The organism is Desulforhabdus amnigena (assembly GCF_027925305.1).
Lineage (GTDB): Bacteria > Desulfobacterota > Syntrophobacteria > Syntrophobacterales > Syntrophobacteraceae > Desulforhabdus > Desulforhabdus amnigena.
The window spans coordinates 1,028,850-1,041,207 of the sequence record NZ_BSDR01000001.1 but is presented as its reverse complement, the minus strand read 5'-3'; the positions used below and the strand labels follow the sequence as shown (position 1 = coordinate 1,041,207).

At 49.1% G+C, this 12,358-nt stretch carries 12 protein-coding genes; 3 read left to right on the top strand and 9 right to left on the bottom strand.

What is annotated here, in order from left to right; all coding sequences use genetic code 11:
- Positions 1-60 precede the first annotated feature (60 nt).
- The 4 genes from argB to QMG16_RS04550 all read right to left on the bottom strand — a co-directional run bounded on the left by argB (position 61) and on the right by QMG16_RS04550 (position 4,159).
- Positions 61-957: an acetylglutamate kinase gene (gene argB / locus QMG16_RS04565; protein ID WP_281792494.1), complete on the bottom strand. Its 897-nt coding sequence runs from the start codon at positions 955-957 to the stop codon at positions 61-63.
- 193 nt (positions 958-1,150) lie between these two features.
- A complete protein-coding gene (gene hslU / locus QMG16_RS04560; RefSeq protein ID WP_281792492.1) occupies positions 1,151-2,527 on the bottom strand; it encodes an ATP-dependent protease ATPase subunit HslU in 1,377 nt (458 codons plus the stop codon).
- 4 nt (positions 2,528-2,531) lie between these two features.
- Positions 2,532-3,071, bottom strand: coding sequence for an ATP-dependent protease subunit HslV (gene hslV / locus QMG16_RS04555; protein ID WP_281792490.1), 540 nt, complete (start codon positions 3,069-3,071; stop codon positions 2,532-2,534).
- A gap of 143 nt (positions 3,072-3,214) precedes the next feature.
- Positions 3,215-4,159, bottom strand: a complete 945-nt coding sequence (locus QMG16_RS04550) for a tyrosine recombinase XerC (protein ID WP_281792488.1) — start codon at positions 4,157-4,159, stop codon at positions 3,215-3,217.
- 263 nt (positions 4,160-4,422) lie between these two features.
- Between QMG16_RS04550 and QMG16_RS04545 the strand changes: the two genes are divergently transcribed.
- The 3 genes from QMG16_RS04545 to QMG16_RS04535 all read left to right on the top strand — a co-directional run bounded on the left by QMG16_RS04545 (position 4,423) and on the right by QMG16_RS04535 (position 7,617).
- Positions 4,423-4,680 (top strand): hypothetical protein, encoded by a 258-nt coding sequence (locus QMG16_RS04545; protein ID WP_281792486.1) that lies wholly within the window; start codon positions 4,423-4,425, stop codon positions 4,678-4,680.
- Between the two features lie 179 nt (positions 4,681-4,859).
- Positions 4,860-6,938 (top strand): elongation factor G, encoded by a 2,079-nt coding sequence (gene fusA, locus QMG16_RS04540; RefSeq protein ID WP_281792485.1) that lies wholly within the window; start codon positions 4,860-4,862, stop codon positions 6,936-6,938.
- 169 nt (positions 6,939-7,107) lie between these two features.
- Positions 7,108-7,617 (top strand): MogA/MoaB family molybdenum cofactor biosynthesis protein, encoded by a 510-nt coding sequence (locus QMG16_RS04535; RefSeq protein ID WP_281792484.1) that lies wholly within the window; start codon positions 7,108-7,110, stop codon positions 7,615-7,617.
- A 74-nt stretch (positions 7,618-7,691) separates the two neighbouring features.
- Here the strand turns inward: QMG16_RS04535 and QMG16_RS04530 are convergent, their stop codons facing one another.
- The 5 genes from QMG16_RS04530 to epmA all read right to left on the bottom strand — a co-directional run bounded on the left by QMG16_RS04530 (position 7,692) and on the right by epmA (position 12,354).
- Positions 7,692-8,090 (bottom strand): hypothetical protein, encoded by a 399-nt coding sequence (locus QMG16_RS04530; RefSeq protein ID WP_281792483.1) that lies wholly within the window; start codon positions 8,088-8,090, stop codon positions 7,692-7,694.
- 27 nt (positions 8,091-8,117) lie between these two features.
- Positions 8,118-8,603: a Mut7-C RNAse domain-containing protein gene (locus QMG16_RS04525; RefSeq protein ID WP_281792481.1), complete on the bottom strand. Its 486-nt coding sequence runs from the start codon at positions 8,601-8,603 to the stop codon at positions 8,118-8,120.
- Entirely contained in the window at positions 8,600-9,379 is a 780-nt protein-coding gene (locus QMG16_RS04520) for a LolA-like protein (protein ID WP_281792479.1), read from the bottom strand. The genes QMG16_RS04525 and QMG16_RS04520 overlap by 4 nt, the downstream gene beginning before the upstream one ends.
- 8 nt (positions 9,380-9,387) lie before the next feature.
- Positions 9,388-11,100 carry a tetratricopeptide repeat protein gene (locus tag QMG16_RS04515; protein WP_281792477.1) on the bottom strand — a complete coding sequence of 571 codons (1,713 nt, stop codon included), beginning with the start codon at positions 11,098-11,100 and terminating at the stop codon, positions 9,388-9,390.
- A gap of 327 nt (positions 11,101-11,427) precedes the next feature.
- Positions 11,428-12,354 carry an EF-P lysine aminoacylase EpmA gene (epmA, locus tag QMG16_RS04510; protein WP_281792476.1) on the bottom strand — a complete coding sequence of 309 codons (927 nt, stop codon included), beginning with the start codon at positions 12,352-12,354 and terminating at the stop codon, positions 11,428-11,430.
- Positions 12,355-12,358 lie beyond the last annotated feature (4 nt).

Below are 12,358 nucleotides of genomic sequence, written 5' to 3'. Positions count from 1 at the left end.
TATCTCTCTTGTTCTTTCGAATAGGAGAGGAACGGCAGGGGATGCCTTTGCCCGTCGGGTTCACTCTTTTTTGGATTTCGGGCGTTTCTTGAAAATTTCAGTTCCGATGCCGGCGTCCGTGAACATTTCGAGAAGAACCGCATGGGGAATACGCCCATCCACGATATGGACTTTTTTCGTTCCCGCCTGCACGGCGTCGATGGAACACTGAACCTTGGGGATCATGCCCCCACGCAGGGTCTCGTCCTGGAGTGCATCGGCAGCTTCGGCCACGGTCATGCTGGAGATGAGCTCTCCCTCTTTATTGAGGACTCCGGCCACATCGGTCATAAGGATCAGCTTTTTTGCTTTCAATGCGCCGGCAATGTGACCGGCCACCAGGTCTGCGTTGATATTGTAGGTCTCTCCGTTTTCACCCATTCCCACTGGGGCGATAATGGGGATGATGTTGCTTTTCTCGAGAACCTCGAGGATTTCGACGTTTATGCGCTGCACTTCTCCCACGAGTCCTATATCTATGATTTCCGGAGGGCGATCGTCCCCTTGATAGCGGAACACGTGATGTTTGCGAGCTTCGATGAGTTTCCCATCCTTTCCGCTGAGCCCGATGGCCTGTCCCCCGTGGCGATTTACCAGGGAGACGATTTCCTTGTTGATTTTGCCTGCCAGGACCATCTCCACGATATCCATCGTATCGGCGTCCGTGACTCGCATTCCCGCACAAAAGTCGCTCTGTATGCCTATTCTTTCAAGCATGCGGCCGATTTGAGGCCCCCCGCCGTGAACCACCACGGGATGGATGCCGATATATTTCATGAGGACGATATCCTGCGCGAAGCTCTCTTTGAGCTCTTCGGCCACCATGGCATGACCGCCGTATTTGATGACGACCGTCTGCTGATAAAAGCGGCGGATGTAGGGAAGAGCTTCTATCAGGATGTTGGCTTTTTCTATCATACTGCACCTCTTATTGCGACATTGTCACATTAACCACGGAGGCGCAGAGGGTACAGAGAAAGACTTTCAAATAAAATCTCCGTGTTCTCCGTGTCTCCGTGGTTCAAATGAAATTTGACAATGTCGAGTTATAAACCAGTCGAAAGGGGAAGGGGGTAAAAGGAACGTGCCGACTCCCCCTCGTATTTGCTGCTCAAAGAATATAGCGGCTCAAATCTTCGTCTTTGACGATTTCCTGAAGGGTTTCCCGTACGTACTCTTTAGTGACGGGAATTTCCTGTCCCTTGAGATCCGGCGCATTGAATGAAATATCCGAAAGCAGTCTTTCCATGATGGTGTGGAGCCTTCGCGCACCGATATTTTCCGTCCTCGAGTTGACCTCATAAGCAATGGAAGCAATTTCTTCTATGGCATCGTCCTGGAAGATGAGCTTCACTTCTTCTGTCTCCAGCAGAGATTTGTATTGAACGATGAGAGCATTTTCCGGTTCTTTCAGGATACGGAGGAAGTCGTCCTTGGTGAGGGATTGAAGTTCCACTCTGATAGGGAATCGTCCCTGAAGTTCCGGTATGAGATCCGAAGGCTTGGAAATATGAAAGGCGCCGGAAGCAATGAAAAGGATGTGATCCGTGCGCACCATTCCATATTTGGTGGTTACGGTGGAACCTTCCACGATGGGCAGGAGGTCTCTTTGTACGCCTTCCCTGGATACGTCGGGGCCCTTGGTGGATTCACGCCCTGCGATTTTGTCGATTTCATCCAGAAAGATGATTCCGGAGTGTTCCACCCGTTCAATGGCGGACTTGATGACCTTGTCCATGTCGATCAAACGCTGTGATTCATCCTGAATGAGAATTTCCCTCGCCTCAGGAATTTTTACTTTTCGCCTCTTGGTACGGCGGGGAAGCATGGAACCCAACATTTCACGAAGGTTGTAATCCATGTCTTCCATGCCGGCTCCTGCGAAAATTTCCACCATGGGCATGTTGCGGTCCGGGACCTCCAGGTCCACATAGCGGTCGTCGAGAGCCCCTTTTCTCAGGAGCTTACGCAGTTTTTCCCTTGTAGAATCCGCTTGTTCGGACTCTTCCTGTGCCGCCTTGAGAGCTTCGCTTTGTTCGGGAAGCTGCTCTCTGGGTTCAGGTTGCCTCTTGGGTGGAAGCAGGATGTCCAGAAGCTTTTCTTCTGTAATCTCCTCGGCCCGGACCTTGACCGCATCCATCTCTTCCGTGCGCACCATGCTGACGGCGAGTTCCATGAGGTCGCGAATCATGGATTCCACATCGCGCCCCACATATCCCACCTCGGTGAATTTGCTCGCTTCGATCTTCAGAAAGGGGGATTGGGCCAGGCGTGCGAGACGGCGGGCGATTTCCGTTTTGCCAACACCTGTCGGTCCGATCATGATAATGTTTTTGGGAGCGATTTCGTCTCGAAGATGTTCCGGTACTTGCTGGCGTCGCCACCTGTTCCGCAATGCGATGGCAACCATGCGCTTGGCGTCGCGCTGGCCGATGATATATTTGTCCAGTTCGCGGACGATTTCCGCAGGTGTCAGAGGCTGTTGCATAAGACTAAAGCTCCTCGAATGTAAATTCTGTATTGGTATATATGCAGATCGATGCTGCAATCTTCATGGCTTCCTCAGCGATTTCCCGTGCCGAAAGCTGTGAATGCAAGTTCAATGCCCTTGCTGCTGCCAGTGCATATGGAGCACCGGAACCCACTGCAGCCAGACCATCATCGGGTTCGATTACGTCGCCGGTTCCACTCAATATGAAGCAATCCGTGCGATCCGCGGCGATGAGGAGAGCCTCGAGGCGTCGAAGGGCTCGATCCATACGCCAGTCTTTAGCCAGCTCCACTGCGGCGCGTTTCAAATTCCCATTGTATTGCTCCAGTTTTCCCTCCAATCTTTCGAAAAGAGTGAACGCATCTGCAGTAGCTCCGGCAAATCCCGTTAAAATCCGATCATTATACATCTTTCGGACTTTTTTAGCTCGATGTTTCATTACGGTATCCCCCAAAGTCACCTGACCGTCTCCGGCAATAACCACGCGTCCATCCTTCCGAATGGCAAGAACCGTTGTACCATGCATGATGGTTTCAGCCATGATATGAATAGCTCCCTTCTCCGGTGTGAAATTGAAATAAGGTGCGGTCGCTTTGATGTCACACAACCGGACTCCCTTATGATTGTTCAGTATTATGATTGTTCAGTATAATGTTTCAGGGCGTTGTGGGCGCCTCTGTCGCATCACTCACGTTTTCGACTGCGAGGATGTGCCTTGTCATACGTTTTCATCAGTTGATTCATGTGAACATGTGTATAGCGCTGTGTGGTGGAAAGATTGGAATGCCCAAGCATTTCCTGGATCGCACGCAAGTCCGCGCCGGCATTCAAAAGATGGGTTGCGAATGTGTGGCGCAACGCATGTGGGCTGAGATGCTGCCATAGCCCGCATTTTTTCAACTCCATCTGCAGGATCCTCTGTACCGAGCGGGCAGTGAGTCTGCCCCCCCTGGCATTTTTGAAAAGTGCAGGATTCTGTGCACAGCCTTCAGGAAACTGCAGGTTCAGAGCGTTCAGGTATTCCCTTATGGAAACCAAGGCCTTTTTACCAATGGGCACTACACGCTCTTTAGATCCTTTTCCCGTTACTTTCACCATACCGCCGTCGAAGGCGACGTGGGGTTCATCGAGATTCACCAGTTCTCCGACACGAATTCCCGTGGAGTACAGACATTCGAAAAGAGCCCAGTTCCGAACCCGTCTCCACGAACAGCCCGCGACTGTGGCAGCCTTTTGAAGAGCATCCAGAAAATGAAACACATCGTCCACATCCAAAAAAGATGGAATTTTGGCCTTGGTTTTTGGTGAGGCTACCCGATCCGCCGGATTTTCATCAAATAAATCATAATCGTCGAGATAGCGGAAAAAAGTGCGGAGTGTGGAAAGCTTCCTGGCTTGACTGGTCTTTTCAAGGCGTTTATGCATCGAGGCCAGAAATCCCCTGATAAAATCAGCGGATATATCGGAAAGCGTCAAGTCCTCATTTCCCGTCCTGGAAAAGTAATATTCCTGCAACTGTCTCAGGTCACTGGCATAGGCGCGGATTGTCTCATCGCTCAATCCGCGTTCGAAACGCAAATGGTTGATAAATCTGTTGCTGTATTCTTCCCAAGTACCTGGCTTATTCATGAATTATATGTCCAGAATGTTCCATGGCTCGCTCTGAACGTTTTCCTTCCGCATGCGCAGTCCACCGCTTCCTCTACTCTGCTCTCCTAATCATTCAAATGAAAACGGCAAGCATCCTCTTTGAATCGATGGCAAACAACATAATATTATTTCTCCAATCGCCAGCAAACCTTCGTTTCTCTTTGAACCGAATTTGCCGAATTGCGATAGTAAAACGTTCTTATAGAAAAATCAGCTAAGTAACATACAAGGGAAAAAAATCAATGGAAAAAACTCCCGCCATCTGCAATGAAAAATGGACTCTCACTGCTTTGGCAATCGGTGAGTTTCACCCGGGACGCCGAATATTTGGCATGTTTCAGTCGGTTTCTTGGTTGAATGGAGGACCGGGTGCGCTTGCGCAGTGCAGATGGATCAGGAATTCTCTTGACTTTAGCTTGAAATTTGACCTATTTTTCTCATTCTGTTTTTCCCCGGAATTTCCAAATATTGAGGGAGTGATCCGCGGGAAGGGAAAATGATGTGGATGAAGAACACAGAGGGTACTTAACCGTTCCACGAAGCGGATTCATTTCATCCATTTATCTGTAAGGTTTCCGGTACCCTCGTTGATGATTTTAAACGCTTATGCGGGAAAATGTTTCGCCAACGGTAATGAGCCCGGCCCTTGAGGCCGTATTGATCGGAGAAAGGAAGAGACATGAAAGATGAAATAAAAAGTGTTCGAACTTTCGCTATCATTTCCCATGGTGGTGCAGGTAAAACCTCTTTGGCCGAGGCTATGCTGTTCAATGCTGGAGTGACGACCCGCCTCGGAAAGGTGGATGAAAACACATCCATCATGGATTACGAACCCGAAGAGATAAAGCGAAAGATCACCATCAGCACAGCCTTCAATACTTTTACCTGGAAGAAGCATCAGCTTACAGTCATCGATACGCCGGGCGATTTCAATTTCATTGCCGAGACGAAAACTTCCATGCAGGGCGCCGACGCGGTTCTCGTTTTGACCGACGCCATCGACGGTGTGCGCGTGCAAACGGAGAAGGTGTGGGAATTTGCCAATGAAATGAATCAACCTAGAATCATCTTCGTGAGCAAGATCGATCGGGAAAGGGCGGATTTTTTCAAAACAGTTGAAGACATTCAAGGCAATTTTGGAAAATCCTGTGTGCCCCTTCAAGTCCCCATCGGGGTTGCGGAAAACTTCAAAGGGATTGTAGATATTCTGACCGGCAAAGCCTATTACTTCAACAAGGGCGAAAGCGGAGAATTTGAAATTCAGGATATGCCTTCCGAATTGGCAGATCAGGTAGCGCAGTATAAGGAAGAACTCGTTGAACGTGTCGCTGAATCCAACGATGCTCTTCTGGAAAAATATCTTGAAGAGGGAGAACTGAGTCCCGAAGAAGTCAAGAACGGACTGCGCGGAGCCGTGGTTTCCCAGAAACTGGTTCCCATAACCTGCGGTTCGGGTACCGGAAACCTTGCCATTCAGCCGCTCATGGATCTGATTGTGGACTGCTTTCCTTCCCCTCTTGATCGGGGAGAAAAGTCCGGAATGAATGCTCAAGGCGATGCCGAGGTCATCCGGCAGCCCGCTGCTGATGCTCCTTTCAGTGCCTTGGTCATAAAGACGATCAGCGATCCCTACGCCGGCCGCCTTTCCGTTATGCGGATCTTTTCTGGGACGTTGGCTCCCGACTCCACCGTCTATAATTCCACCAAGGGCTGCAAGGAACGTTTCGGGCAACTGCTCAGGCTCAAGGGGAAAAACCAGGAACCTTTGCAGATTGCTGGTCCAGGCGATATCGTCGCCGTAGCGAAGTTGAAAGAAACTACGACACAAGACACCCTGTGTTCCGAAAAAGATATCATCGTGTTTCCTCCTGTTGAACTGCCTCCGGCGATTTACTCTCTGGCCGTGGAACCCAAAAGCAAGGGTGATGAAGAAAAGATATTCTCCTCTCTTTCCCGCCTTATGGAAGAAGACCTCACTTTGAAACTGGAGAGAAAAGAAGATACAAAAGAGATGATCCTCTCCGGAATGGGTGAAATTCATATCGAAGCAACTATTGACAAGTTGAAAAGAAAGTTCGGCGTGGAAGTCAACCTGACGCTTCCCAAGGTCACCTACAAGGAGACGATCAAAGGCAAAACCAGGGTTCAGGGCAAGTACAAAAAGCAGTCCGGCGGACGTGGACAGTACGGTGACTGTTGGATCGAAATGGAACCGCTGCCTCGAGGCGAAGGTTTTCAGTTCTATGACAAGATTGTCGGCGGAGTTATCCCCAAGCAATATATTCCCGCGGTGGAAAAAGGGATCGCCGAGGCTTTGCCTGAAGGGCCTTTGGCGGGATATCCCGTGGTCGATTTCAAGGTGGATCTCGTCGATGGGTCTTTTCACCCTGTCGATTCTTCAGAAATGGCCTTCAAAATTGCGGGTTCGATGGCTTTCAAGAAAGCCGTTATGGAGGCAAAACCCACTCTTCTCGAACCCATCATGCTGATGGAAATCACGGTTCCGGACGACTGCATGGGCGACGTGATCGGAGATTTGAATTCCAGACGTGGTAGAGTGCTCGGTATGGAGAGCAAAGGCAAGAAACAGATCGTAAAAGCGAATGTTCCTCTGGCGGAAGTTCTTAAATACGCTCCGGACCTTCGTTCTATGACTGCAGGACGCGGTATGTTCACCATGAAGTTTTCCCATTATGAAGAAGTTCCCGGTCAACTTCAGGAAAAGATCATAGAGGCGTCCAAGCAAGAGGAAAAATAATTTCCTTTCAGTTTTTTGCCTTATAGATTTTGTCCCTTTTTGCGTTTGGCTCGGTGGGCGGTATTCATTTCCGCCCGTCGGGCTGTTTGTGGAGAGTCCCGAGTCTCCTCCGCAGTAATCGGCTACGAAAAAAAATGACCGGGATGGTGAGATCGGCCGGGAGGATGTCATGGGTGAGAAAAAGTTTTGCCGTACGACTGCAATTGTTACGGTGAGTGATCGAGGATCGCGAGGGGAAAGGGACGACATTTCAGGCCGCAAACTTCTGGAACGGTTGAACGCTGAAGGATTTGAAGTGCTCTATCAGGAGATCGTTCCAGACGAAATATCTGAGATTTCCAGAGTCCTGCGTTCGTACGCGGATGACAAAAAGGTTGCATTGATCATTACCACAGGTGGGACGGGCGTGTCGCCAAGGGATGTTACTCCCGATGCTTCGCTGGCGGTGGTGGAAAGAACCATCCCCGGCATGGCGGAAGCCATGCGTGCCGCCAGCCTTCAAAAGACACCCCATGCCATGATTTCGCGGGCAGTGGTTGGCATTCGCGGTAAAACACTCATTGCAAACCTACCCGGTAGTCCCAAAGGCGCCCTCGAAAACCTGGAAGTGCTCTTGCCCGCCTTGCCCCATGCATTGGAGAAAATTCAGGGAGATACTTCCGAATGTGCCACCAGGTGATGAGGGCGGAGAACGAAATCCTGGAAAAGGGAAAAAGAGGGGAGGGCATCCCCTCATATAATTTTCGGCTTTTGTTATTGACCTTCCGATTCCCCCCTACCCACCTCGGTCCGTTTTGCTGCATATTTTCCCTTGATCGCTTCTTTTTTGCTTTCGTGCGCTTTTTCTATGTTCTCCAACTCGTCATCGGCCTGCAACAATTTCGATTCCGCATCTTCCACGAGCCTCAGTTGATCGATGATGGAGGGATGAGCCATCAAATCCTCCTGACCCTGCTTGTGGAGAGAGTATACGGCAGACCCCAGCAGCGATTGAGCCTTGGCGAGTTCCTTATGGCCGGAGCATTTTTTCCATTTCAACATCTGCAACTTGTAGAACTTCATGACAAATGAAAAAAGAATCTGCAAATATTCAAGAAAAAAGTAACTCATTTTTTGCGCTATATCCAAAATGGTCTTAAGAATGCTGCTCATCTCCTCATCCTCCTGCTCCTGTTTTTTTCATCTCTCGAAACTTTTCCATCCCAGCCTTTCCTGAAGGCGCTCCATCATGCGCTTCGGGTGGCTTCCAGGCCAATATACCTTGCTACACTTTGTACATTGGAAAAACAATATATTTGTTTCAAAGATATAGTCCGGAACCTGACCAAAAGCGAGGTCGCGAGGGAGTCTTTCCAATTCATGATTACAAACGATACACCTGTGCAGAAGACGAACCTCCTGGAAAGCTATGGGAATTTGGGCAATGACCTCTTTGAGTTGATCCATGGAATCGTTTGATGACAGAAAATAAACATGATCCTGATGCATCCAACGTTGTTTACGCGTAATGATATAGAAGCCTTCCTTGCGGTAATGTTCCAGCTGTTGTGGTCGGTCTAAACGCTCATATCTTGTATCAAACCCCAGAATGCGAAGCCATTTGGCGAGCTTTCCCAGCATGGCGTCGACAACAAATCGTTTTTCGTGTGACTCGTATTTTGTCATTTGGATGCATCCAGGTTCACTTTGCGCGTCTCCCCGGGAAAAACAGGAAGGAAGAGATCGCTCTGTAAATTGCTTGTGACTTGAATCTGATCCAGAGTGATGTCCATTTGCCATTCAGACGAAAGGAACTTGACTCTCTGAGGACTTCCTTTCACATCCAGCGGAACCGAAGGTTCATAGGTGACAGAATAATGCCAAAGCCCTTCTCGTGCCTCGAAGGCTTTCAAGGCCATGGGCTGGGATAGAAATTCCCATTGATAAGACCAGCCGTTTTCTATTCCTCTGGACATGCCGATCCATTTGGAACTACCTGCAACCATTTTGAAAGTCTTCAACTCTGCGGGAGGAAGACAGGCCGCAAGACTGTACCCCAAAATATCCAGGGGCAGGGAAACACCCAGGAAATGATCTGTGAGAACACCGGGTTTCTGAGCTGTATAAATGGTTCTTTCATTGGGAACCCAGAGAGTGGATTGATCATTGTTTAGTATGAGTACCCCGAGAGTCTGTCCCCAGAGGTTGAATGCTTCCAGGCGAAACTGACCGGGAAGATTGGCAAGAATGACGGCGCGAAGGGGGTACTTTCCCTTGGCGCTGTCCGCCCTGAGATGGAGTGTTGCCTGATAGGTCTGCCAGTATTCGGCACGATCTTTCAGTCTGGCGACCCATTCTTCATTCGAAAGAGGCTTTGGCCGTTCGACCACTCCGGGATAACGGGCACACCCCCAAATAGAAAGCAGCACGGCAACCACTGCCCACAGAAAAAATTTTTTCACCGGTCTTATCATTGGATGTGCTTCATCTTTTCTTTGATCTTGTCGGGTTCGGTATGGCCCAGCTCAAGAGCTTTCAAATAAGCCTGAAGAGCCTTCTGCTTTCTGCCCAGGCTCATGTAAATATCTCCAAGGTGTTCATGGATCACAGGGTCCGTTGGAACCCGTTTCACGGCCTGCAGTATGATTTCCAGTGCTTTCTTATTTTGTCCCAGTTTATGATAAACCCATGCCATACTGTCCATAATATAACCGTCATCAGGCTGCAGTTCCAGCGCGGTTTTGATCATTTGTTTGGCTTCCAAAAGCCGAATGCCCATCTCTGCGTAGGTGTAGCCGACATAGTTGAGCGCATTGGGGTTTTGGGGTTCGATCGAGAGTATCGTCTGCATCACTTTAACGGCCTCTTCCTTCCTTCCAATCTTGTCCAAGAGCACACCTTTGCGAAAAAGCAAGTCAACATCCTGACCCGTTTTCTCAAGCCCTTTGTCCAGTACCTTGATGGCGTTCTCATACTTATTTTGCTCTTCGTAAATAACCGCCAGGTACAGATAAAGTTCAGACGAGTCCGGCTGTTTTTCGATGGCGCTTTGAATGATCTCTATACTCTTGGCATAGTCGTTCTGTTTGGCATAAAGCAGGGCTATCCGGATTTGAGCGGTCGCCCAGAGCGGGCTGTCCGGAGGTATCGTTTTAAAATATTGGATCGCCTGCACAAAATCCACTTTTTCCTGGTAAGTAGAAGCGAGATAGTAAAGAGCCTGGTCATACTGCGGTTCTTCGGCCAGGAGATAGCTGAAGGATCGAATCGCTTCGTCATACCTTTTTTGTTGGAGCTGAATCAGACCGACCTTGAGGCGCGTCTCCAAGTCTTTAGAATTAAGAGACAGTATCTGTTCAAATTCTTCCAAAGCCTTGTCGAGCTTGTTTTGTCGCATGTAGAGGTTCCCAAGCCGTGTTCGAGCTTGCACACTTGTCGCATCAAATGCGAGAGCTTTTTTGTATGTTTTTTCGGCAGCACCGGGCCGGTCGGTCACTTCGTAGATATAAGCAAGATCCAGAAGGGCACTCTCAAAAGCCGGATCCATCGAGAGAATTTCCTTGTATACACTTTCCGCTTGCTTGTAGAACTTCATGTCCAGGAAAACACGCGCCTTGTAATAAATTGCGGCAGGATTGTCGGGGAGAAGCGTTCTCAGATGGTCAAATGTTTCGACTGCTTCGGAAAAACGTCCTTCCTGCGCATAAAGGGCTCCCAATAAAAGATAGGCATCCTCGTTGGACGGGTTGAGTTCGATGACACGCTTATAAGCCGCTATTGCTTTTGCATTGTTTCCAATACCGGCATAGAGCTGGCCCTGAAGCATATAGGCGGGCTCATACTTGAGGTCGTAGGTCGTGGCTTCTTCTATTAATTGGAGGGCCAGTTCGATGTTTCCCTGGCGAACATAAAGAGAAGCCAGTTCGGTCAGCAAAACGGGAGAACGGGGATCCTTTTCTACTGCATCACTGTAAGCTTGAGTGGCTTCATCCACTTGTTTGTCTTTCAAGTAACGTTGCGCTGCAAGATAATCATAATATATTCCGGCTCGTGTGAGGGATTCACTTGGTAGGGTTAAATGGGCTTGCCCTGCCATAAAGTTTGACCGGGTTTCCAAATGAGTGCAGCCATAAAAAGAGAAAATGGCCAGGAGAAGAAAGACGGGGATTCTTAGAGAACTCATGATTATCCTTGCAGCACTGGCGGTAAAAAAATATTATTGAAAACAACAAAATAGGATTGTGTTCCCGTAGCACACTATACCTGTGGAGTCAATGATTTAGCTTCAGACTCAACGAGGGAAGAAAAGGAAATTACGCCCATAAGATTAAACCAATTTCGAGTAGAGAACTACCTCGACATTGTTAGATCTTATCTGAACCACGGAGACACAGAGATTTCATTCGTAAGTCTTTCTCTGTGCCCTCTGTGTTTCCGTAGTTTATATGAAAAAAAAGCTCACGGCTGGTATCCGGTCATGGGGGTTAATAAAAAGAACAAGAAGAAAAATTCATTCAAACCCGGGAGGAAAGGCTACTATCTCGTCTATATGGCGGGCATTTGCCAGGAGCATGATGAGACGGTCGACTCCCAGGGCAATACCGGCGCAAGGCGGAAGATGTTCTAGACTTTCGAGAAAACGTTCGGGTAGAGGGTAAGGGGAGTAGCCTTGATCCCGGCGCATCTCTAAAGCGCTCTCAAAGCGCATGCGCTGTTCATCTGCATTGGTAAGTTCACTGAAGCCATTGGCCAGTTCCAAACCAGCCCAGTAAAGTTCAAAACGTTCGGCGACGGAAGGATCCTCCCTTTTTAGACGCGCCAAGGCTGCCTGACTTGCCGGGTAGTCCATGAGGATGCATGGGGTTGGAAAGCCCAGCTGAGTTTCAATCTTTTCCACCAGGTCCAGATCAAAACGATCCTGATCCACAACTGAGCCGGGTTCCCAACCGGCATACAGGCGAAATGCTTCCCCGACTGTGTAACGCTGCCATTTTCCATTTACTTCTAACCAATGCCCCTGATAATTCCAACCGGTAGCAACGCCTTCCAATTCGCAGATAGACAGGAGTAAGTTCTGACAGTCATTCTGCAAATCGATATAATCGGCGTCCAATCGGTACCACTCCAGCATCAGGAACTCGGTATGGTGATAGCGACCGTATTCGCCATACCGAAAAACAGGAGAGATCTGAAAAATTTTTTCATAGCCCGCTGCCAACAGTCGCTTCATGTAAAGCTCTGGGCTGGTTATGAGAAAATGATCGTCGCCTGCCGGGATGGCTTCGATATAAAGTTCCGGGGCCGGCTCACGTGTCCGGAGCGGCGTTTGAACTTCCAGGAAGCCTGCATCCAGGAAAAAACTTCGAATGGCCTGCAGAATGCGGCAGCGAAGTTCCATCCGAGGGCGTTTGGCAGCTAGGATTTCTCGTTCGGACATAGTT

Bases quoted from the DNA above. Each gene is read 5' to 3' on its own strand.
- argB (WP_281792494.1), bottom strand. From the start codon at position 957: ATGATAGAAAAAGCCAACATCCTGATAGAAGCTCTTCCCTACATCCGC.
- hslU (WP_281792492.1), bottom strand. From the start codon at position 2,527: ATGCAACAGCCTCTGACACCTGCGGAAATCGTCCGCGAACTGGACAAA.
- hslV (WP_281792490.1), bottom strand. From the start codon at position 3,071: ATGGCTGAAACCATCATGCATGGTACAACGGTTCTTGCCATTCGGAAG.
- QMG16_RS04550 (WP_281792488.1), bottom strand. From the start codon at position 4,159: ATGAATAAGCCAGGTACTTGGGAAGAATACAGCAACAGATTTATCAAC.
- QMG16_RS04545 (WP_281792486.1), top strand. From the start codon at position 4,423: ATGGAAAAAACTCCCGCCATCTGCAATGAAAAATGGACTCTCACTGCT.
- fusA (WP_281792485.1), top strand. From the start codon at position 4,860: ATGAAAGATGAAATAAAAAGTGTTCGAACTTTCGCTATCATTTCCCAT.
- QMG16_RS04535 (WP_281792484.1), top strand. From the start codon at position 7,108: ATGGGTGAGAAAAAGTTTTGCCGTACGACTGCAATTGTTACGGTGAGT.
- QMG16_RS04530 (WP_281792483.1), bottom strand. From the start codon at position 8,090: ATGAGCAGCATTCTTAAGACCATTTTGGATATAGCGCAAAAAATGAGT.
- QMG16_RS04525 (WP_281792481.1), bottom strand. From the start codon at position 8,603: ATGACAAAATACGAGTCACACGAAAAACGATTTGTTGTCGACGCCATG.
- QMG16_RS04515 (WP_281792477.1), bottom strand. From the start codon at position 11,100: ATGAGTTCTCTAAGAATCCCCGTCTTTCTTCTCCTGGCCATTTTCTCT.
- epmA (WP_281792476.1), bottom strand. From the start codon at position 12,354: ATGTCCGAACGAGAAATCCTAGCTGCCAAACGCCCTCGGATGGAACTT.